The sequence below is a fragment of the Cytobacillus sp. OWB-43 genome (genome assembly GCF_034651445.1).
Taxonomy (GTDB): Bacteria; Bacillota; Bacilli; order Bacillales; family Cytobacillaceae; genus Cytobacillus; species Cytobacillus kochii.
Genome location: NZ_JAYEFF010000009.1, coordinates 1 through 22860, shown reverse-complemented (window position 1 = coordinate 22860; position 22860 = coordinate 1). Strand labels below are relative to the sequence as shown.

Annotated in this window: 19 protein-coding genes and 2 riboswitches; of the genes, 18 read left to right on the top strand and 1 reads right to left on the bottom strand. The window is 36.8% G+C overall.

All coding sequences use genetic code 11. The features are described from left to right. Window positions 1–78: 78 nt before the first annotated feature. From U9M49_RS20865 to U9M49_RS20810, 12 genes are all read left to right on the top strand, one after another. Complete coding sequence (locus tag U9M49_RS20865) at window positions 79–309, top strand: hypothetical protein (RefSeq protein WP_322910499.1); 231 nt, start codon at window positions 79–81, stop codon at window positions 307–309. Between the two features lie 31 nt (window positions 310–340). Further along, window positions 341–1735, top strand: a complete 1395-nt coding sequence (locus U9M49_RS20860; RefSeq protein WP_322910498.1) for a VWA domain-containing protein — start codon at window positions 341–343, stop codon at window positions 1733–1735. Between the two features lie 16 nt (window positions 1736–1751). Further along, window positions 1752–2141: a TadE family protein gene (locus U9M49_RS20855; RefSeq protein ID WP_322910497.1), complete on the top strand. Its 390-nt coding sequence runs from the start codon at window positions 1752–1754 to the stop codon at window positions 2139–2141. Then, a complete protein-coding gene (locus tag U9M49_RS20850; RefSeq protein ID WP_251163551.1) occupies window positions 2142–2858 on the top strand; it encodes a hypothetical protein in 717 nt (238 codons plus the stop codon). Between the two features lie 25 nt (window positions 2859–2883). Beyond that, a complete protein-coding gene (locus tag U9M49_RS20845; RefSeq protein WP_322910496.1) occupies window positions 2884–4134 on the top strand; it encodes a hypothetical protein in 1251 nt (416 codons plus the stop codon). Between the two features lie 13 nt (window positions 4135–4147). After that, window positions 4148–4999, top strand: coding sequence for a hypothetical protein (locus tag U9M49_RS20840; protein WP_322910495.1), 852 nt, complete (start codon window positions 4148–4150; stop codon window positions 4997–4999). Window positions 5000–5012: 13 nt separating this feature from the next. Then, window positions 5013–5702 carry a hypothetical protein gene (locus tag U9M49_RS20835; protein ID WP_322910494.1) on the top strand — a complete coding sequence of 230 codons (690 nt, stop codon included), beginning with the start codon at window positions 5013–5015 and terminating at the stop codon, window positions 5700–5702. Next, the gene (locus tag U9M49_RS20830; protein ID WP_251163555.1) at window positions 5702–5908 is read left to right on the top strand and encodes a hypothetical protein; all 207 of its coding nucleotides are present in this window, start codon (window positions 5702–5704) and stop codon (window positions 5906–5908) included. Before U9M49_RS20835 ends, U9M49_RS20830 begins: the two co-directional genes overlap by 1 nt. A gap of 133 nt (window positions 5909–6041) precedes the next feature. Continuing rightward, entirely contained in the window at window positions 6042–7286 is a 1245-nt protein-coding gene (locus tag U9M49_RS20825; protein WP_322910493.1) for a DUF5068 domain-containing protein, read from the top strand. 161 nt (window positions 7287–7447) lie between these two features. Continuing rightward, window positions 7448–8827 carry a VWA domain-containing protein gene (locus U9M49_RS20820; protein WP_322910492.1) on the top strand — a complete coding sequence of 460 codons (1380 nt, stop codon included), beginning with the start codon at window positions 7448–7450 and terminating at the stop codon, window positions 8825–8827. 618 nt (window positions 8828–9445) lie between these two features. Continuing rightward, window positions 9446–10024, top strand: a complete 579-nt coding sequence (locus U9M49_RS20815; protein ID WP_251163559.1) for a hypothetical protein — start codon at window positions 9446–9448, stop codon at window positions 10022–10024. A 456-nt stretch (window positions 10025–10480) separates the two neighbouring features. Next, on the top strand, window positions 10481–12184 hold the full coding sequence (locus U9M49_RS20810; RefSeq protein ID WP_322910491.1) for a transglutaminase-like domain-containing protein: 1704 nt from the start codon (window positions 10481–10483) through the stop codon (window positions 12182–12184). A gap of 41 nt (window positions 12185–12225) precedes the next feature. Here U9M49_RS20810 and U9M49_RS20805 read toward each other — a convergent pair whose 3' ends face one another. Continuing rightward, a complete protein-coding gene (locus U9M49_RS20805) occupies window positions 12226–13215 on the bottom strand; it encodes a choloylglycine hydrolase family protein (RefSeq protein ID WP_307319157.1) in 990 nt (329 codons plus the stop codon). Window positions 13216–13549: 334 nt separating this feature from the next. Here U9M49_RS20805 and U9M49_RS20800 point away from each other — a divergent pair, with 334 nt between their 5' ends. From U9M49_RS20800 to U9M49_RS20775, 6 genes are all read left to right on the top strand, one after another. Next, a complete protein-coding gene (locus U9M49_RS20800; RefSeq protein ID WP_224939194.1) occupies window positions 13550–14503 on the top strand; it encodes an AAA family ATPase in 954 nt (317 codons plus the stop codon). Window position 14504: 1 nt separating this feature from the next. Then, window positions 14505–15701: a DUF58 domain-containing protein gene (locus tag U9M49_RS20795; protein ID WP_322910490.1), complete on the top strand. Its 1197-nt coding sequence runs from the start codon at window positions 14505–14507 to the stop codon at window positions 15699–15701. Then, window positions 15698–17890 (top strand): transglutaminase TgpA family protein, encoded by a 2193-nt coding sequence (locus U9M49_RS20790; protein WP_322910489.1) that lies wholly within the window; start codon window positions 15698–15700, stop codon window positions 17888–17890. Before U9M49_RS20795 ends, U9M49_RS20790 begins: the two co-directional genes overlap by 4 nt. Before the next feature lie 69 nt (window positions 17891–17959). Then, window positions 17960–18061: riboswitch (purine riboswitch) on the top strand. 208 nt (window positions 18062–18269) lie between these two features. Continuing rightward, a complete protein-coding gene (gene guaA / locus U9M49_RS20785) occupies window positions 18270–19790 on the top strand; it encodes a glutamine-hydrolyzing GMP synthase (protein ID WP_180317050.1) in 1521 nt (506 codons plus the stop codon). 72 nt (window positions 19791–19862) lie between these two features. Next, the gene (locus U9M49_RS20780; RefSeq protein ID WP_322910488.1) at window positions 19863–20375 is read left to right on the top strand and encodes a GNAT family N-acetyltransferase; all 513 of its coding nucleotides are present in this window, start codon (window positions 19863–19865) and stop codon (window positions 20373–20375) included. Between the two features lie 165 nt (window positions 20376–20540). Continuing rightward, window positions 20541–20644: riboswitch (purine riboswitch) on the top strand. Between the two features lie 128 nt (window positions 20645–20772). Beyond that, entirely contained in the window at window positions 20773–22101 is a 1329-nt protein-coding gene (locus U9M49_RS20775; protein WP_095370727.1) for an NCS2 family permease, read from the top strand. Window positions 22102–22860: the final 759 nt, after the last annotated feature.

The window sequence follows — 22860 nt, the reverse complement described above, 5'->3', positions numbered from 1 at the left end:
TTATTTCTAACTGAAGGTTAGCTCACGCCATCAAAAAAATTAGAAGTAATAAAACCAATTATTTAGGAGGAAAAACAAATGAAAAATTTTATTGAAAAAGTAAACGGGAAAATGCACGCTCTGTATTCGAGAACACAAAAGGCAGTTAATAACGAAGACGGAGTATCAACAATTGAATGGGTAGGATTAGCGGCAGTAATCGTTGCTTTAATGTTTGCGGTTGCGACGGCTATGGATGGTCAAGGAAGTGGTTTGGCAGAGACAATTGTTACTAAAATAAGTGATATGCTAGAAAGCATAGGTAGCTAATTTAACTATAACAATGGTTGGAGGCTTTAATGTGAAAAAAACAGTTTATATTTGTCTGCTTCTACTATTTTCCGTAATGGTTGTAGCTTGTTCGTCTGATGAAGGGAAAAGTAATGATACACCACAGCAAACCCAAAATCAAAAGGAACAGACAGATGCTGAAACTCAAGAAACATTACAGAAAGCTTCTGAAGAAAATGAAATAGCTGAGGAAGCCATCAATGAAGAATTAGTTGCAAAAGAACTGCCAAAAAATATAGAAGAAATTATTGAATATCCTATTGGCATACTAGGTTCTGAAGATACAATGTTCGGTGATAGGAATGTAGAAGCGGTACTTAATGATATTCCTGCTTTACCAGAGGATGCAAATGATGAGGAATTACAGAAGCTGACGAACTATTTGTATTCAGTATTTAAGATGCCATACGAAGACCCGAAAGTTTCTATTGAAGAAAGCAGTTTAAACAAGCCTGAGGAAGCCGAAGAATTAGCATCTAAAGAACAATATAATGTAGAAATTGTATTGGACGCCAGTGGAAGTATGGCGAATTATATGGGTTCTAAAACAAGGATGGATTTAGCTAAAGAATCAATCGAGGAGTTTGCATCCACATTACCGGAAGATGTGAATTTAAGTTTAAGAGTGTATGGCCATGAAGGATCGGGCTCAGATGAAGATAAGAAAATGTCCTGTGCCGCCAATGAGTTAGTATATGAGTCAAAAACATATAATGAGTCTGAACTGTCCAACGCACTTGATTCCTTTGATCCAGCAGGGTGGACACCATTAGCTCAATCTATTAAGGAAGCGAAAGAGGACCTATCAAAGTACTCTGGAGAAGAGCATAAAAACGTTGTCTATATTGTCAGTGACGGAATTGAAACATGTGATGGCGATCCGGTAGCAGCTGCGAAAGAATTAAAAGATTCGGGAATCTCACCAGTGGTTAATGTCATTGGATTTGATTTAGCCAGTAAAGATGAACAGCAACTGAAAGAAATCGCCAAGGCAGCAGATGGTAGTTATGTGAATGTAAACAATCAAAATCAACTCAATGATGAATTAGGTAAAACAGTAAATGATACTCTGAAGTGGATTGGATGGAAGAACAGTGAAACGTTAAGTGCTATTAGTACGAAAAACAAAGAAATACTGGAAATCATTAGTGTCAATAATAAATGGAAAAATAAACTACGTAAAGAAAAAAATCTAACTAAACAATCGGTATATAGTCTGAAGAATGATGACAAAATTTCCGATGACCAATCCCAAAAAATTGTCTCTAATGTAGAAGAATTTTATAAGAAACATAATGAGTCTATAGAAGAACTAAAAACAGTCTTAATGGATTTATCAAAAGAAAACTTAAAAGAAACTTTAGATGAAATTGATAAACTTTATGAAAAAAATGTCTCAAACTAAAAAGGAGGGGCATCAAATGAAGAAAAAAATCAATAATGAAGATGGTTCAGCGACAATCGAGTTCTTAGCAATGGTGCCCCTTGTTTTCTTGATTATGATGATTTTGTGGCAGTTTTTGGTTGCGGGTTATGCGGCAATTATTGCCCAATCTGCATTGAATGAAGCAGCAAAGACATATGCAGTCACTGAGGATATAGCTGATGCAACCAGTTCTGCAAGAAATCTTGTTAATAAAGCCGGAGGTAACATACAGATAATGGATCTCGATCCGATGAATAACGGTAACAATCATTTCACTTTAAGGATGCATGTGAACCTAGATTTGGTTTTTATCCCAGATAGCATAGCGGGATATATTCCGAAGGTTTCGTTTACGAGAGAAATAAGTGGCAGGGTGATGGAGTAAATGAAATATTTAAAGAATGAAAAAGGAAACACCATGCTATTTATCATTGGATTGTTTAGTGTGTTCTTTTTAATGTTTCTTTTAATCCTAAGCTTTGCCAATGTGTTTATTGAAAAAGAACATGCGTCCAATAATGCTGAGCAGGCAAGCATTGTTGCTTCAGGTATTATAACGAAGCATCTTGCTTTATCGATAGAAGATTATGATGAGTATTTAGAAGATCAATTTAAAGAAGCGGAAGAGGAAGCCAAAGAGGAAGCAGAGGAAAACGAAGATAATGAAGATTATGAACCACCAGAGCTAGAGGAACCTGAATTATTATCAAAGCAAATAGAAGAGCTCCTTCCTACACTTCCCAACTACTTAAAAGAATCTGAAAAGAAACATCAAGCAATCAATAAAATAATTAAGCGTGAGTTAAATAAACCAGATAGCCATGTTTTAAGAATGTTCATTGCTTCATCATTAAGTAATGCGGAAAGTGAGATTTATAGTGAAGTAAGTACGAATATTCAAAGAAATGGTGGCCAAGTATCAGAAACAGAAATCTGGTTAAACGAAAACCAAAGAATTGAAGTGAAGACAGCTACTAAGTACGAAGCCTTTAAGTATGATGAATACTTTTCTGATAACCAACGGCATGTGAGACAAACAGGACAGGGGCCATCTTTCGAATTATTCGATTCGTTCGCATGGGGACTGAATATTAGTTATTAATAAAAAAGATTAGGAGGTGTTGTCAATGAGAAGGTCATACCGTGTCCTCATTGCACTATTATCCATATTTGTTATCATGTTTATGAATATAGGTAGTTATGCCAGTGTTGCACATGCATGGGGGACTTGGAATAATGCGCCAACTTGGAGTGGACCTCAATGGGAGACACCACCAGAATGGGAAACCCCTCCCGAATGGGAGACACCGCCCGAGTGGGAACAATCTCGATGGGAAACTTCACCAGAGTGGAATGAACAATTATGGCAAAATCAATCTGAATGGGTAACGCCGTATTGGAATACCTCACCGGTTTGGGAACATGCACCATGGGAACAAAATTTAAATTCCGATAATAGCAATAATAACACTTCTAATGATCCAAACAACCCAAACAATCCAAATAACCCAAATAACCCAAACAACCCAAACAATCCAAATGATCCTTCAAACTTACCCGAAGGACCCATTGCAGGCAATCCACAACCACCATATAGCCCAGACTATCAAAATCCGACACTGGATACATTAGATAGGTATAATAATACAGTATCTGATAATCAGTCGTTTTTTGAGTTTGAAGATCCAAAGGCTTATGACGGTATAAAGTTTGTTACAAATGACGTCATCGGTAATACAGTTAACTTTGCTGATGAAATGGTTCGTGCTGGAGATACAGCTGGCTTTAGCAATTATGCATCCAGTCGTTCCAATCTTGTCCTAGCAGGATTCAAAACTTTCGCCAAAGGTGACGCGACAATTGATGCTGCTTATGATGTAGCGGATGTTGGGCTGAAGGGGAAGGAAGTTTATGATAATTTAAAAACAGTTAATGAATTTAGAAATATCGAAATGATAAGATCCTCTAGTGACATAATTGATATTGCCAGCGTTGATGATTTATATAATGCTACAAAAACTTTCACACCTGCAAATGCTGTTGTGTCCGCAGTTACATTACCTTTTGCTATTAAAGATACAGTTGATAATGTTGGGAAGTTAAACTCAGCAAGTACTTCAGAAGAGAAAACAAATGCTGCATGGGACCTTGTTGGTAATACAGGAGAAATCATTACTGGACTTGCGCCAGCAGTTGCTATGATACCCGGTGCTCAACCAATAGCTGCTGGGATGGTAGTGGTTGGTGGGGTATTATCAATTGCTAGTTTAGGTCAAAAATTATATAGGAATAGAAAAGAAATTATCTCAAATGTTAAAGATAAGTTCAATAAAGCTAAAGAGTCTGTTACAGGGTTCTTTAAATCTGTATTTAGTTAAATGAGGTATATGTATGATAAATGTTAATCCAACACCTGAACAAATAAAGAATATAAAAAGGCACAAAAGGCTATTTGAGAAATGGGATATGTGGAAATTTGCTTTCTTTTATAAAGGTCAACATTATTTTATAGTGGATTATGCAAAATTAAATAATAAAGTTAGTGGTTATCTAATTATGGATAAAGCTGGGGAAGTATTGTCCTTAGAAGAAGCAAAACTACCTGCTTATTATTTGTTACTTTTTAATACGATGGCGAACAACGCTGGTAGAGGGATGGCCATTCAAGCAAAGAAAGAACCCCTAACCTATAAGGAAATGAACCGTATATTATTAGATAATCAAGAAAAATTATTGACTGAATATCCTCATATGGTACAAGTGATTAATAGAATTGTAGAACATAATGAAAAAGTAATTGAACGACCTAAGAGAATAAAAGAAATTATTTACAATTTAGGCTATATGCAAAGAGAAGTAACAAGAAATATCGGTTATTTTGATATCCCATTTATGGACAGTTTTGAAGATGAATATGGGAAATATAGTGCGATGATGTATACCATAGCTAAAAATGAAATTTCATTAGAAAGGGATTATGAAGAGTTAAAAAAAGTAATGTCTAATGAAACTATCTTTTCTTCAAAGAAAGATAAAAATACATTGCAAACACTTTTAAATGACTGGTTAAAAACAAATGATACATTAAGGAAATCGATTGCTACATTCGAATTAGACGAGAGAGGAAATAAGCTACAAATAGATGAAAGAAATATAAAGCAGTCTTTATCAAAAAACAGAGAAGACATAGGTAAAAGGGATTTCGAAAACAAAATAGTCCCCGTCTTAAGAAACCCAAAATAACCAGGAGGACTCTATGAAAAGTATTCTATCAAGCTCCTTCTCTTTATATATACAAGACTTTTTAAAGTTAATGTTGTTGTCAGTTTTGACATATGTCCCCTTGTTATTTTTGCATGCGATAATTGTTAATTATATTTATGCCGAGACAAGGTTTGCTGAATATCCCGGTTTGATTGGGGATGTGGCTAATGGGATTTTCATGATTGTTTTTCTTACGATTGCTCAGTTGCCATTCATTAAGTATACGCTTTTAGAAAGTGAGGATGCTGATCATCCCCTCAAGCAAGCGATTTCGTTCGCGATAGAAAAAGCATTACCTATTTATTTGTTTGCTTGCTTGTACTCTATTTGCATTTTTATCGGTGGCTTATTATATGTGATTCCTGGTCTAGTTGTCCTTGTATTATTTTATTTTGTTCCTTTTTTCTTAGCGGAGAATGGAAAATTAAGAACCGCTTTGAAAAAATCAGTTGAATTTATTAAAGCTCATTTTTTCAAAGCGATTTTCGTTATTTTTATATTAAGTATTATTCAATTGGTATTCGAGAATATCATGATTTATTTATTATCTCTGTATACTGACGTGTATTTCACAACTTTAGCTTTAAAAATCGTACTACTCATGTTTTTATTACCACTTCAAGTGATTTTTCTGACAAACATTTTTAATAGTTGGCGGGAGACAGAAAAAGGAGGGATATAATGTCGCAGAAAGAACGTAAATGGAGAAGAATCTATTTATTTATTATGTTATTTGTCTACATCCTCTTCGTTCCCATTTCACTTTTTGAATGGTTATTATCAAGTGATCGCTTTCCAATTGCTGCAGCGGTAGTGGCCATTGCTTTGCCGTTTATGCGTAAAAATCATTTAAATACCATTAGAAAAGAAGAAAGTAGTAGTTTATGAAGTTAAAAGAAGCTTCTTAAAGTAGACTTATTAATGTAATGTATGTTGGGGTCTACTTTTATGGTGTTTCTAACTAACACAAGGACCATACAGAAAGCGAATATTTTAATAAACAGAATAAGGTCGTGAGTGAATGAAACAGAAAAGACTTTTTTTGATTACGCTTATTTCTTCCGTTATGCTAATGGCGGCATGTGGAAATGCAAAAGAAACGAATAGCACACCTAAGGAAGAAACAAAAGAAGTTAAAGCAGAAGAAACAACAACGGAACCAGAAGTGGAAGAAGAAAAAAAAGAGGAATCTTCAAATGGTAATGACGGCATGCTTAATCCTAATATTGAAGAAGAATCCCAAGGTAATGTTGAAGTGGTGTTCACGAACAAAGATCCTCAATTTATAAATGATTTAGATGGATTTAAAGTAAGTGTAGATGAGTACCAAATTGTAAAGGTGACAGATGTTAGCGCCGATTATACTATACCATTTAAAGATCAAACAGAAGGCTATGTAATGACAGCCAAAGTAACTATTGATAATACGACAGATAAAGGTATTTATTATAATAATATATATAGAGTGCAGTTCGGAAGTGAGTTTGATTACATAACTAATGATATTAATAAAACTTTTGTCCGAGAAGAATTTCCGAAATCAGAAAAAGAGACAGAAGTAGGGAAATTCGCACCTGGAGAGAAAGTATCAGGTTTGATTTCTTTTATTTTCACTAATGATGAGTTTAAAGCGTTAGATTCTGTAAAACCTAAATTCATTATTGAAGGCGGAGCAGCCGATAATAATCAATTCTCAGGTAGCAATAAACAACAAGCTGTTTTCGACTTCCCTTATAGCGGCGGTCAGCAAGAGGAATTAAATAACGCTACATCATTTTATCCAGATAGGTTAACAACTGCAAATATGGCGAATAAAGAAATGATTTTTGAAGAAACAGCTATTAATGAAACAAAACAATTAGATGATGTAAAAGTGACTTTAGCAGGTGTTCAATATACAGAAATTGAGCCAACACCAGATAATAAAGAGCGCTTCAGAAACTTTGGAGATAAAGGGATCGTTGCTATTACTGTTAAATTGAATTTAGACAACCAAACAGATTCACCTATTAGTCTTTGGAATATTAGCTCCAAAGTCGATTTAGATAAAGATAGAGGACATATTAGAGCACAAGGTATGGTAGAACCTGAAGAACCTAAAGAATTAAAAGCTGGAGAGCAGAGTGAAAAATATCATGTTTTCTTAATGAACAAAGATGAGTTCGAGCTATTTGCATCATTTGACTTACAGTTTGGCCCGTTTGTTGGAGAAGACGGTAAAGATATGTTCAAAGGTGAAAGTGTAGAGTTCAATTTACCAAGATAGTGCTAAATAGAAATAAGTATAATGGAGGAAAGCAGTCTTACAGGCTGCTTTTCGGTGTTTATATTCACAAAAAACAGCGATATCCGTAATGATAAATGAGTGAGGCACCTCAAAAAATCACTCGATTGCATTTTTTAATTATATATTTGGAGGATTGAATCATGAAAAAACGATCCACACTCTACCTCCTTGTTCTTTTCTTTCTCTTGGCCGCCTGTTCAGCAGAAAAAGAGGCGAGTAATCAAAATGAAGATGACCAAAAGAAAGCTGGAGCGGAAGTAGCAGAGGAGCAACAAAAATCGGACGAAGAAAATGAATCAGTGGAAGACGTAGATAATGAAGAATTAGTTGTGAGAGAACTGCCTAAAAGTATTGAAGAAGTTGTTGAATATCCTATTGGTGTGTTAGGTGTTGAGGATATCATGTTTGCTGATGAGCGGATAGAGGCGATCTTAAAAGATATTCCTGCTTTACCAGAGGATGCAAGTCATGAGGAATTACAGAACTTGACAAACTATTTGTATTCAGTATTTAAGATGCCATACGAAGACCCGAAAGTTTCTATTGAAGAAAGCAGTTTAAACAAGCCTGAGGAAGCCGAAGAATTAGCATCTAAAGAACAATATAATGTAGAAATTGTATTGGACGCCAGTGGAAGTATGGCGAATTATATGGGTTCTAAAACAAGGATGGATTTAGCTAAAGAATCGATCGAGGAGTTTGCATCCACATTACCGGAAGATGTGAATTTAAGTTTAAGAGTGTATGGCCATGAGGGGTCGGGTTCAGATGAAGATAAGAAAATGTCTTGTGCTGCCAATGAGTTAGTATATGAATCGCAAACATATAATGAGTCAGAATTATCCTCTGCGCTTAATTCTTTTGAACCAGCAGGATGGACACCGCTAGCTCAGTCGATTAAGGAAGCGAAAGAGGATCTATCAAAGTACTCTGGAGAAGAGCATAAAAACGTTGTCTATATTGTCAGTGACGGAATTGAAACATGTGATGGCGATCCGGTAGCAGCTGCGAAAGAATTAAAAGATTCGGGAATCTCACCGGTGGTTAATGTCATTGGATTTGATTTAGCCAGTAAAGATGAACAGCAACTGAAAGACATCGCCAAGGCAGCAGATGGTAGCTATGTAAATGTGAATAACCAAAACCAGCTTAATGATGAATTAAGTAAGACAGTAAATGATACTCTGAAATGGATTAAGTGGAGTAGTGGTGAAAAAATAAGTGCAATTTCAAAGTCTAACGAAGAAATAATGGGAATTATTAGTCTGGAAAATGAATGGAAATCTAAATTATTTAAAGAAGAAGACATGATTATGCAATCAATTTATGAATTACAGAATAATAATAAACTTACCAAGGAACAGGTAGATAAAATGATTTCATCTGTTAAAGAGTTTTATAAGAGCCATCATGCTTCTATAAACATGTTGAATGATGTATTAATTGATTTATCATATGAGAATCTAGATGAAACTTTAGATGAAATTGATAAGTTATATGATGAAAATATACCAAATTAATTAGTGTATACTTAGTATGAATTAAGCAGTGCTGCGAAGGTGGGAACCACTATTTAGATAAGAGGTATAACCAGTGATTAATGTAAAACTAACTAAAAATCATAAAAAAAATATTAAAGCTTATAAACGTTTATTTGAAAAGTGGGATATGTGGACTTTTGCTTTTAAACAAAATGATGAATATTATTTCATCACTTCCTATACACAAAGAATAACCGATAAAGTGAAAAGGTTATTTAATTTTAGATAGTAATGGGAATGTTCCTTCATTAGAAAAAGCGAAGGTACCTTTATACAGCTTGGTTTTATTTAATACAAAAGCTGATAATGCAAGGACTGAGATGGTCCATCAAATGAAAAAGATTCTGAAACCTTACAAAGATATGTATGAAGTCCTTAAGACAAACAAAGATCATATTCTCAATGAGAACCCTCAAATGGAATTCACTATTAATGCCATAATGCAGCAAAGTAAAGAAGGGATGAAAGGCCGAAAAAAATTAGAGAGATTGTGATGAATTTAGGTAATATGCAAAGGGAGGTCACTAGGGGTACGGGTTTCTTGGAGACTTCCTTTTTACGCTAATGCATAATACGATTAACGGAATAGGTCCTCAAATGAAAAAAGGTATGAGTACGTATGAAAAAATGTATCAACTTTTAGAGAAAAATCGAGATAGGATTATTAAGAGTAATCCCCAATTTAAAGAACAATTGGATCAAATGATTGAACATAATAAAGAAGCAGCAAAAAGACCAGAGAAAATTAAAGAGATTTATTATAATATTGGGGAAATGCAAAGAAAAGTAACTAGGGGATCTGGATATTTTGATATTAACTACTTAGTAAGATTACAGGATGCATTTGGAAAGTATGGCACTTTAATGTATACATTCGGAATAGGAGAGCGAGCATTAAAAGGTCCTTATAAAGAATTAAGTCAATTGTTATCCACAAAGGGACTAGGTGTTCCGTCTAAAGATAAATCTACAATTAGAGCCCTAATAAAGGCATGGTTGCCAACAGTGGAAACAAACTTAAAGAAGTCCATGGCTACCTTTGAATTAGATGAGAGAGGAAAGAAACTTTCTATCGATCATCAAAATATAAAACAATCATTAGCAAATAATAGGGAAGAGATTGCTAAGCGAGATTTTAATAAAAAGATATTACCTTTACTAAGAAACCCACAATAATGTTGAGACTAACTCGACTTCGACCAAACCCAAGCCAAAGGAGGGAATCTCTCATGCTAACTAATAAGAGAATAACCCTGCAGACTCTCTCCGATGCTTTTTTTTGTAATACCTAGGGGTGTTAGTGTTGAATAATAAGTTCATAGTGTTTTCCAGTTTCATTCCCTTGGGTAAAGCGATTTGAACCAAGGTAATAGCTGACAATATCCAACTTATCAATTGATATTTGCCAATCCCAAACCATCTACCTCCAAGAATCAACCCCCAATATCCACATTTACTCCTTTCTCCTTTTGTAAAGCAAAGGAAAATCTTTTATTGTTATTCATATAGTGGTAAAAGTGTGAAAAAAGGGGTAATTGGATAGAGAAACTTTTTACCTTTTATATCGTAAGTATGATTGAACTGATTTTTGTAATGATATGTTTGATAATTAGGGTTCGTAAGGAGGTTAACATGTTAAAACGAGTTTCGTTGTTTCCTATATTACTTGTGATGGCAGGTATGGTGCTGATCGGTTGTAATGATAAGGGAGCCGTGAGTAGCGAAGAAGTGAAAAAGCAGGTTGATCCGTATGAACAGTTAGTGGAAGAAAAGAATAAGGAGTTAGAGCTAGAGCCTTTGACATTAACGACGTATAGTGATGAAATTGGTGCAACGTTTGATTCGCCGGAGTACCGGGAGTTTGCGGCGAATGGTACGGTGACGATTGAGGGGAGCATTGAGGATTATCGAGGATTGAAGTCTGGTTATGCTTGGATTAGTGTGACGGCAGAGGAAGACGGGGTTGCCGGAAGAGAGCATGAATATTATGCGCCTATAAAAGAGGGTCAAATCAAGCAGGATATTCAGTTTTTTAATGGCGAAGGTACGTATCATATAAAGGTACAATTACCCGATGATGAGCGGGAGAATTATTATTATGATACAGCACGGTTTACTGTTCATAATGTGAATCCGGATGTGAAGAGAGATGTGACGTATACACCATATGGTCAAGAAGTAGGACTTTCGGTAGGGTTGGATACAAGCTTCTTTGAAGCAGAAGAAGTTTTCCCATTAAAAGGTGTGGCAGAAGGATTGGATGAGGAAGATACAGTAATGCTTCGCGTGTCGAAGGGAACGGATAATTGGAATCATGTACTCGCCGTTAATCAAGAGCACCAATTCGATTATGAGGTGCCTCTCTTTTATGGCGAAGGCTTGCATAAAGTGGAAGTCATGGTACCGGATGGTGACCGAGAGAATTATTATCAAACGGCTACGACTCTCATGGTGAATAATACATCTCAGCAAACGATGGAGCCAATCGAGTACTCTAGCCTTTATAATGAACGAGGGGTAACTTTAGAAACGCCTGCATACAGTGGAGATGAATCGAGTGGAGATTATACCATCAGTGGAATGATTCAACCTGAAGCTGAATTAGCGAGTGAGACAACACACCTTTATGTATCAAGTAAAAAGGGTGAGGATACGGCATTAGATGTGATTCCAGTTCAGGATTTTCGCTTTGACGATTCCTTTTATTTGAGGTTTGGACCAGGTACTTATGATATTACGGTTAGTGTACCTGAGATTACGAAAGAAAATAGTGATACCTTTCGCTTTTATAGCGTAGCTAAATTTCAGGTGGAAAATACCGGTGAAGATCGCCGGGATTTGTTACCGTCTCGTGGAGTTCAGTCCGACCATCCGAAGATTAATAGTTTAGCAGAAGAACTGCTTCAAGGGGTGGAAGGCGACCGTGAGAAAGCAAAGGCGATCTATGACTATGTGGCCGAACATATCGCTTATGATGTGGAGAAGTATAATACAGATGACTTTCATTGGGATGACAGTGCTATAAAGGCATTGGAAACGAAAAAAGGTGTTTGTCAAGACTATGCCTACTTAGCCATTGCTTTGCTGAGGGCAAGTGACATGGAAGCAAGGTTTGTTGAAGGTAATGCTGGTTCTGGTTTTACAAGGGGGGCACTCGGTGGCCGCCATGCGTGGGTAGAAGTGAAGGTGGATGGTGAATGGCTAACAATGGATCCTACTTGGGGTTCTGGTTATGTAGAAAATGATACCTTTGTTGCAGCTTATAACGAAGATTATTTTGACCCGGAACAAGCCACTTTTGAGGAGACCCATTATCGTACAGGAATATCTTATTAATAAAGAAACGACATTCCCGAGCGAATGTCGTTTTTTATGGCTCATTTATGTTGAAAATGGATGGATTCCTTGTTAAGAAAAGGATATTTTTTTACTTTTTTTGCGTTAAGATCATGTTTAAATAGATTGATTGCGTTAATCTGGTGATTATTGTAAGTATTATAGTAATAGGTACCTGATTGGGCACACATGGCATTTGTGTAGATGGTGTACCATGAGAGGTTATCACTTAATTCCGCTCCTTTTGCTACCTCACAGTATTCTAAAGTTTTGAATGTGTTCCGGACACCGCCAACCTCGTTAGTAACTGGCTCAATATGATTTCGCATGAATGCGGCTCTCACGAAACGGGAGGGGGAGGAGAAGTCGCCAGGTATGCCGAATGTACCGCTTAATAAATCCCCGCCTTCTAATGGATATCTACCCCAAGTGGCTTCTTCAGGATCATCTGCACTTACTGTTGAATAGATACCAAGGTGAGTTAATTGCCATTCAAAATCAGGACTGTTCGTCATCACACCAATTTTATTTGCATGAACCTTTAATCCCTTTTTAGTTTTTTCGACAACGATAGAACGACCAGATCGGTCACTAAAAATCCAATGCATGGGAGGGATGCTGTCAAGAACCTCGATTTTTGCACCAACTATATTCACCTGGGCGATATGTTCGGCGAGTTCTTCTATTGATTGAAATTGTGATAAAGCCCAAAAGAGTACATCATAGCAAGCAAGGTTGATCACGTTGTTTTTTGGGGTGCTATAGTAAGCATATCCTTCAAAATAGAGAACCGCACCCATCAGACCTTGTTCATTCATGCCGTCAATCATGGCGAATTGATTTTGACCCATTAATCCCATACCTATTATTGCATATGGGTTCGTAATGGTTTTTTGATCCTCACGATTTACCCATTGATAATTTCGAGGGAACACATAGATGTTATAATCCGCCGGAAGATCCACAAAGTCCATATTCCTACCAAGGAAACTCAAACGATTCTTCGTACGTAACGCTACGCTTGTGCACATTAATAAACAACTCCTTTCCTTTAATATCCTTATAACGATATATGATATGTAGGAAGGGGATTGTATTAGTCGTAACTTGTGAAGGGATGAACATTTATATAACCATTTATAAGCCAACTTAACCGAGTCTGAATGATTTATCTTAAGTGTTAAATCATATAAAATAAGAATTATAAATGTTTGTTCATTTTTATTTTTTTCCTAAATCATAGGAAGAAAGAAGATGAATTTGTGCGAAGAATGGTAGATTTCACAGGAATTTAGCAAGATTTAGCGAATAGAAGTATAAGTAAGGAGAAGAATGCCCTTTATTAAAAAATCAGGAGGATGGTCAATGAATCATAAAATGAATCCGGTTGTCGAGCAAGTGCTCATTAATATAGATAAAGTAATGATCGGTAAAAGAGAAGTGGCAGAATTGAGCTTGGTTGCCTTATTATCTGGTGGTCATGTGTTACTTGAAGATGTGCCTGGTGTTGGTAAGACGATGATGGTTCGAGCGCTGGCAAAATCGCTAGGTGCGAACTTTAGAAGAATTCAATTTACCCCTGATTTATTACCATCGGATGTGACAGGCGTTTCAATTTATAATCCGAAAGAAATGGCATTTGAATTCCGCCCGGGTCCAATAATGGGTCAGATTATATTAGCAGATGAAATCAACCGGACATCCCCTAAAACACAGTCCGCCTTATTAGAAGGGATGGAGGAGAAGAGTGTAACAATTGATGGAGTGACTCATCAATTAGGTAGCCCTTTTTTTGTGATGGCGACACAAAATCCGATTGAATATGAAGGAACTTACCCGCTCCCAGAAGCGCAGCTTGACCGTTTTCTGTTAAAAATGCGTATGGGTTATCCTGAAGGAACAGAAGAGATTGAATTATTAAGTCGTGTTCAAAGTGCACTCCCGATAGAAGAAATACAGCCAGTAATGGAGTTAGAACAGCTGAGAGACATGCAGGCGAAAGTAAAAGAGGTGTATGTCGATCATTCCATTAAAAGCTATATTGTTCATATGGCTGAGCAAACAAGAAACCATAAACATGTGTATTTAGGCGTTAGCCCTAGGGGGTCTATTGCTTTAATGAAAGCATCACAAAGCTATGCGTTTATGCATGGAAGAGATTATGTCCGTCCTGATGATGTGCAATATTTAGCAAGTGCGGTCTTTAGTCATCGCTTAATTCTCAAGTCAGAAGCAAAATTTGAAGGGGTCAAAGCAGAACAAGTGATTGAGAAGATTATCGATGTTACACCGGTACCAGTGCAAAAGGCTGTGAAATAGGATGAGGCGATGGTTATTCGCAGTAAAGGGTGTATGGAAGTTAATGTTATTGTTCCTTTTACTACTCATTACTTTTTCATATGCGATGTTTCAAGGAGGATTTGTCAGCTGGTTCTTATTTTATAGCTTTTTACCGTTTGGTTTATATGCATTTGCACTGGCAATGTATCCGTTGCATCGTATCCATGTAAAGAGAGAACTTTCCAGTCAAGAGGTGAGTGCAGGAGATACACTATCGATACGTCTTTCTATTCATATGGATACGATTTTTCCGTTATTTTTTCTTGTTATCGAAGACCATATAACATCTTCGCTACAGATGAAGAAATATCTGTTATTTCCTGGATTTCGTAAAAATCTCGTTGTTTCGCAATCATTTAAGGAAATCCCTCGCGGAGAGCACGTTTTCCGATATGTTCGGCTGAAAATAGGTGACCCTCTTGGATTAATCGAACGTGAAGTAAACATGTCACTTGAAGACCGCATGATTGTGTATCCAACTTATGAAGAAATAGTTTATCAACCATTTAGTCACCAATTTGATCAAGGAATGACGGCTTCAGATGAAAGGGTGCAGAGAGATACGTCTATGGCTACAGGCGTCCGTGAATATCAACCAGGTGATCGTTTTTCTTGGATTAACTGGAAAACATCCGCCAAGCGTAATGAAATGATGGTTAAAGAATTTGAACAACGCAAATCGCATGATGTATATCTTCTCATCGATCGTTTTCCTGATGTACATTTTGAAGCAATCGTTTCTTTTACCGCTTCTCTTGTATATGCAATTCTGCGAAAAGGGGCACAGGTAGGGTTCCTTTCAGCGGGGAGAAATCGAGTGGAGTTCCCTATTCTTGGTGGTGAAGGGCAGCTACAACGAATCTTTTATCATCTAGCTACAGTGAAGGCGGATAGTAAACGTCCTTTAGAACAAGTGTTAGATGTAGAAAAAAATCTTGCCCAACAAAATGATCAACTACTGCTTGTTACTGCCAAACTAAACAAACGTTTGCTTGAAAAGGCGAGCTTTTATTCTCAAAAAGGAAGTGTGACGATTTTTCTTGTGAAAAAAAAGGAAGAGCAAGCAGTACAAGAGGAAATTCGTTTAAAAGACACCGCTACTTCAAGAGGAATACGTATACAAATTGTGCATGAAGGTCAATTTTCTGCCGCATTCTCGGAGGTGAGGAGCGGATGATGAAAAGATTTTCTACTTTGGTTCTTTATCTCTTTGGTTTTCTCCTCATTTGGGAGTGGATTAGGCCGTTAGAGCAATTAACGGATACAGGGAATGTGTGGGTGTTCTTTCTTTTCCTATGTATTGCCCTTGCGATGGATTTTTTAAAATGGCATTGGGTCCTTCGCTTTGTCATTAATGGAGCGATTATTTTCTTCAGTTTAATGTATATTTATTTTCTTGATCAATATGGACTGATTGGCTCGATTCCTATGATGATTCAAGAGTTATTTGATAACTTTTTGACGATGTTACAAGCGCAATGGACCGCTATAACAGACATGTTTAGGACTTTATTATTCTTCATTCTTTTATGGTTGATGTCTTACCTTATTCAATATTGGCTCATCCAACGGAGACAAATTTTTATTTTCTTTTTCATGACATTGGTCTATATTACTGTCCTTGATACATTCACACCATATAATGCAGAAATGGCAATTATTCGAACCGTAATTTGTGGATTTTTAATGATGGGGATTCTCGCCTTCTATCGTCAACTAGAGAAGGAAGATATTGAAGCGAAAACATCGAAACTAAGCAAATGGATGATCCCTCTAAGTGGATTGGTGCTCATGAGTTCTCTCATTGCCTTTGCTGCACCAAAGGCAGATCCAATTTGGCCTGATCCTGTTCCTTATATCACTTCATTTAATGAAGATAGTAGAAATGAAGAAGCTGGAGGGGTGCGGAAAATTGGCTATGGTGAGGATGATTCTTTATTAGGTGGCTCTTTTGTTCCTGATGATACTCTCGTGTTTGTTGCGAAAACGGAAGATCCCCATTATTGGAAAGTAGAGACCAAAGATGTCTATACAGGTAAGGGCTGGGAACTTTCAGAAGAAAATCGTGGCAGCGAGTTTTTTGCATCAGGAGAAGAAGTGCCGTTGGAATCATTTTCAGAGAATGAAAATGTCGTTGTTGAGGAAAGAGTCAGTAATGTACAAATGAACAGAGCACGTCCTCAAATTGTCTATCCATTAGGGATAAAAAGTTTTCAAAGTGAAAACATCCCATTTGAATTGAATGAAGCGCTTGAGAAATTTTCAATTAGATATGCAGAGGATTCTCTCATGCCAACTTATGACGTAATCTTTAATGAACCCACTTATAGTGTAAATGCATTAACGGCAGTTAATAATGATAATCACGGTTTAGATTCAGCGTTTTATGAAAGGTATACGCAATTACCAGAAGATCTCCCTGATCGTGTGCATGAATTGGCAGAAGAAATTGTAGCAGGGCATGATAATTGGTTTAACCAAATTCGTGAGATTGAAGGCTATTTTGCTCGATCGGGTTTTGTTTATTCACAAAGAGATGTGGCTGTGCCAGGACCAGATGAGGATTATGTCGACCAATTTTTGTTTGATACGAAGTTAGGTTATTGCGATAACTTTTCAACAGCAATGATCGTGCTAGCCCGTTCTGCTGGTATTCCGACTAGATGGGTTAAAGGGTTTACTGAAGGTGAAAGAACCAACGCAAATGGATTAACTGTTGGTACTTATGACATTACGAATAACAATGCTCACTCATGGGTGGAGGCTTATTTTCCTGGCGTTGGATGGATTCCGTTTGAGCCAACAACAGGTTTTAGTAATCCTGTAGAATATGAGTTTGATTTAGATGAGGAAACAACGCCTAATAACGCGGAGGAAACGGAAACACCGGAAAGAGAAGAGAGACCAGATGAAGCAGAAACGACTGAACAAACAGAAACAGCGTCAAGCACTTTTAGTTTGACGGAGCTATGGGATTCGGTAAAGGAAGCGGTTCAACAACACTGGAAAAAGATTATTTTAATAATCATTGTGCTTGCTTTCATCGGTTACCTAACGTATATCAAGCGGGGTAAATGGCTACCTTACTTCTATATTTGGACATACAAACATCGTAATAATGATCGGGATTTTGAGAAAGCGTACCTTGTTTTATTACATGCATTTTCACGGTTCGGGGTGAAAAGGAAACAAGGACAAACCTTACATTCTTTTGCCAAAGAGGTCGATCGTTTGCTTGGGCATCAACAGATGAGTCAGCTAACGGATAGTTACGAGGCTTATCTATATAGTGGTAAGCAAGAAAAGGGCATTTGGAAGAGAAATAAGGAATTGTGGGAAAATTTAATAAAAGCCACAATCGCTTGACCGTTAAAATAACCTGTTGTTAAAATAGTTGAATGAGAAGTCATGGATTCATATGCATGATGACTATCAATAATTTTAACGAATAACCTTCATATATCCTTGGTAATATGGTCCGAGAGTCTCTACCAGACTGCCTATAACAGTCTGACTATGAAGGCAGAATATATTTAGCCTAGCTAGATTTCTGCCTTCTGACTATATTTTCGGGGGGAAGAACTCTAGTTTTTTGTATGAAATAGTAGGTGTTGGATAACCTACAAATGATACATTCGGAGTCACTCTTCATATATGAAGTGGAATAAAAGAATGAGGGAATCATTCTATCAATGTTGACGAGGTGAACAGCGTGACGGGGAAAGTAGAATTGCATGACCAGGAAATGATCGTTGTACTAGACTTTGGTAGTCAGTACAATCAGTTGATTACACGCAGAATTAGGGAGTTTGGTGTTTATAGTGAATTACATCCGCATACCATTACTGCACAAGAAATCAAAGAAATGAATCCAACAGGAATCATCTTCTCTGGTGGTCCAAACAGTGTTTACGGCGAAAATGCTTTTCGTTGTGATCCAGAAATTTTTGAATTAGGTCTACCAATCTTCGGTATTTGCTACGGTATGCAATTAATGACGATGCATTTCGGAGGAAAAGTAGAAGGTGCAAAGCAGCGTGAGTACGGTAAAGCTGTATTAAAATTACAAAATCAATCTAAATTATTTGCCGATCTTCCTGAAGAGCAAGTGGTTTGGATGAGTCATGGTGACTTAGTCGTTGAAGCACCAGAAGGTTTTGCAATTGATGGCACTAACCCTTCTTGTCCTGTCGCAGCGATTAGTGACGAAGCACGTGGGTTATACGGAGTTCAATTCCACCCAGAAGTACGTCATTCTGTATACGGTAATGATATGCTGAAAAACTTTGTTTTCGGTATTTGTGGCTGTAAAGGCGATTGGTCTATGGAGAACTTTATTGAAATCGAATTGGAAAAAATTCGCCAAACAGTTGGAGATAAGAAAGTCCTTTGTGCACTTAGTGGCGGAGTAGATTCTTCTGTTGTTGCTGTTCTTATTCATAAAGCGATTGGTGACCAATTAACATGTATTTTTGTTGATCACGGTTTATTGCGTAAAGATGAAGCAGAAGGCGTTATGAAAACTTTCTCTGAAGGCTTCAATATGAATGTCATTAAAGTAGATGCTAAGGAGCGTTTCTTAAGCAAACTTGAAGGTGTCAGCGATCCTGAGAAAAAACGTAAAATTATTGGTAATGAATTCATTTACGTATTTGATGATGAAGCACATAAATTAGAAGGTATTGATTATTTAGCACAAGGTACACTTTATACAGATATTATCGAAAGTGGTACTGCAACAGCGCAAACAATCAAATCTCACCACAATGTAGGTGGACTACCTGAAGATATGCAATTCCAATTAATTGAGCCGCTTAATACTTTATTTAAAGATGAAGTGCGCGCACTTGGAACAGAATTAGGTATTCCAGATGATATCGTTTGGAGACAACCATTCCCAGGTCCTGGTTTAGGTATCCGTGTTCTTGGTGCAATCTCTGAAGAAAAACTTGAAATCGTCCGTGAATCAGACGCGATCCTTCGTGAAGAAATCAAAAATGCTGGTCTTGAAAGAGATGTGTGGCAATATTTCACTGTCCTACCTGACATTCGTAGCGTAGGTGTAATGGGCGATGCGCGTACGTATGATTACACAATTGGTATCCGCGCCGTTACTTCAATTGATGGAATGACATCCGATTGGGCACGTATTCCTTGGGATGTGCTTGAAGTTATCTCAACAAGAATCGTTAATGAAGTGGACCATATCAACCGCGTAGTGTATGATATTACTTCTAAGCCACCAGCAACGATTGAGTGGGAATAAAACAATACACCTTAGAATCCTAGTTTGGATTCTAAGGTTTTTTAATAAGTATTCTTTTTGGGAGGGTGTTAGGTGTTATATTTAAAACAGGCACAATTAGAAGAGTTGGATGAAATCATGTCCATTATTGACCGAGCAAGGGAAACGATTGTTAAAAGAGGTATTCCACAATGGCAGGATGGAGATGGACCCAATCGAGAAATCATTACACAGGATATTTCGAATAAGGAAGCCTACGTGTTGATGGCGGATGAACGAAAAGTCGGTATTGGCACGATCTTAACTGCGCCAGAAGAACCGTATGAGCAATTAGTGAATTGGGAGAAAGCAGAAACGCCGTATGCTTCGATTCATCGAGTAGCGATTGACCCAGAGATACAAGGAAAGGGTTATTCGACGATATTGCTTCAACATTTAATTACCGCTGCAAGGCTCAATGGATTTCGTGATATTCGCATTGACACCCATCCCGAAAATGAAGTCATGCAAAAGGTTATTCAGAAAGCTGGTTTTTCCTATATTGGGGATGTGGAACTAGATGTTCCAAATGGTAATCGATTTGCCTACCAAATATTGCTTAAATAAAAGAAGTATTGCTTCATAAATCTAGTTGGTTTATAGTTAAACCAAATGAAATTACGTATATAAAGTGGAAAATAAACCTAATTCCGAACAATGGTAAAAAACGGACTGAAAAATGTTCGTTTTTTATATTGACTAGGACTTTTTTAATTGCTAATATAATAGAGAATTAAATATTAAAAACATCTTCGTATAATGTTGGGAATATGGCCCAAAAGTTTCTACCAAGTTACCGTAAATGACTTGACTACTTGATGTGTGTGCGTAATAAAGGAATGTGCTTTAGATATTATACTAATCTTATTTTTTACATTCCATGTTACTTATACCATCCCTGTTGTCAAGACTTCGGTTACTTTCCGAAGTTTTTTTAATGCCAACTTTAGGGGGAAAATTAAAAATGAAAAAGTACTTCCAATTCGACGAACTCGGCACCAATTTTCGCCGTGAGATTATTGGCGGGATTACAACATTCTTAGCTATGGCTTATATATTAGCAGTTAACCCTGCTGTACTATCGTTAGCAGATGTACCAGATCTTCCAGATGCTATGAGAATGGACATGGGGGCAGTCTTTGTTGCTACAGCTTTAGCAGCCGCGATTGGTTCAATCCTCATGGGGGTTATCGCTCGTTATCCAATAGCTCTTGCTCCAGGTATGGGTATAAACGCATTTTTTGCCTATACTGTAGTACTGACAATGGGTATTTCATGGCAACATGCTTTAGCTGGAACATTTATTTCGGGTGTGATTTTCATTCTATTATCACTATCCGGTATTAGAGAAAAAATTATTAATGCAATTCCAGCACCATTAAAATTTGCTGTATCTGCAGGGATTGGCTTGTTTATTACATTTGTTGGTGCGCAAAACGCTGGTCTTATTGCAAATGATGACGCAGTGTTAGTTGGTTTAGGTGATTTCTCTGATGGTAATGTGTTATTAGCTATTTTTGGTATTATTATTACTGTTATTTTAATGACAAGAGGTTTAAAAGGTGGTATTTTCATCGGGATGGTCGTAACGGCTGTTGTTGGTATGATCTTTGGTCTGGTGGATGTGCCTCATAAAGTCGTTGGAGCAGTACCAAGTATTGCACCAACTTTTGGTGAAGCGTTCGGTTCTTTTGGAGATGCATCATTCTACTCAACACAAATGCTTGTGGTTGTTTTAACATTTTTATTCGTAGACTTCTTTGATACAGCAGGTACACTTGTAGGTGTAGCGAATCAGGCGGGATTAATGAAGGACGGTAAATTACCAAGAGCAGGAAAAGCTTTACTTGCTGACTCAACAGCAACTGTTGCAGGTTCAATTTTAGGAACATCTACAACGACTTCTTATGTAGAATCTTCTTCAGGGGTCGCTGCAGGTGCAAGAACAGGTTTCGCTGCTATTGTAACAGGTGTCTTATTCTTACTAGCAATCTTTTTCTTCCCGATTGTGTCAGTAGTTACATCAGCAGTTACAGCACCGGCCTTAATTATAGTAGGGGTATTAATGGTTGCTTCATTAGGTAATATAGATTGGACAAAATTTGAAATAGCGGTACCAGCGTTCTTAACTATCTTAGCCATGCCTCTTACCTATAGTATTGCAACAGGTATTGCAATTGGATTTATTTTCTATCCAATTACAATGATTGTTAAGGGGAGAGCTAAAGAGATTCATCCAATTATGTACTTCCTATTTGTAGTATTTGTTCTTTACTTTATTTTCTTGAAATAATATCTAGGAGGAAATATCCACTCCTTAAATAGCCAGTTCCCATCATTTAATGGGACTGGCTATTTTGTTATTTATAGGGTGAAAATTTCATTTTTGGTAGCAGATGTTTGCAACTTAGCGACTGGTAGTTGCAAAGGTCTCTTACTTTCTCTATTATGTATGTTCTATTTCTACATATATTTTTCCTGAGATTTTACAAGTTAATTCTACTAAACTGATACAATCATGATGGAAATGGTGTGATCAGGTATTTCAAAGTGATGTGACAAGAATCCATCAGCCAAAGAGAAACAGTTAAGCTTATAAAGCGAAGAAATGAGTAGCGAGATTTTGAGTTTTTGACAAAAACATTGGTTCTATTCTTCTTACTCAAATGGAAGGAGTGAGGAAATCTAATTGCTTTGTAAGAAGAATAAGAGTTTCTCGAACGATTAAGAAATAAATGTTTAAATGCCTTATAAAGGAGGTATATATACAACAATAGTATTTTTATAAAAAAACTTTATATTTGTTGTTGACGAAAGTAGATAGGGATGATACTATTATAAAGCAGTCGTTGATAACGCTTTCTTAGATTACTTTCGAAAAAAGAATTTTAAAAAGTTGTTGACAATAGATTGCGAGAATGTTATATTAATAAAGTCGCTTCTGAAGCGAACGAGATTGTTCTTTGAAAACTGAACGAACGTAAAACGTCAAGCGTAATTCTAAAAAAAGCTGATTTATCAGCAACAAAGCACCATAGGTGCAAATGAGCTA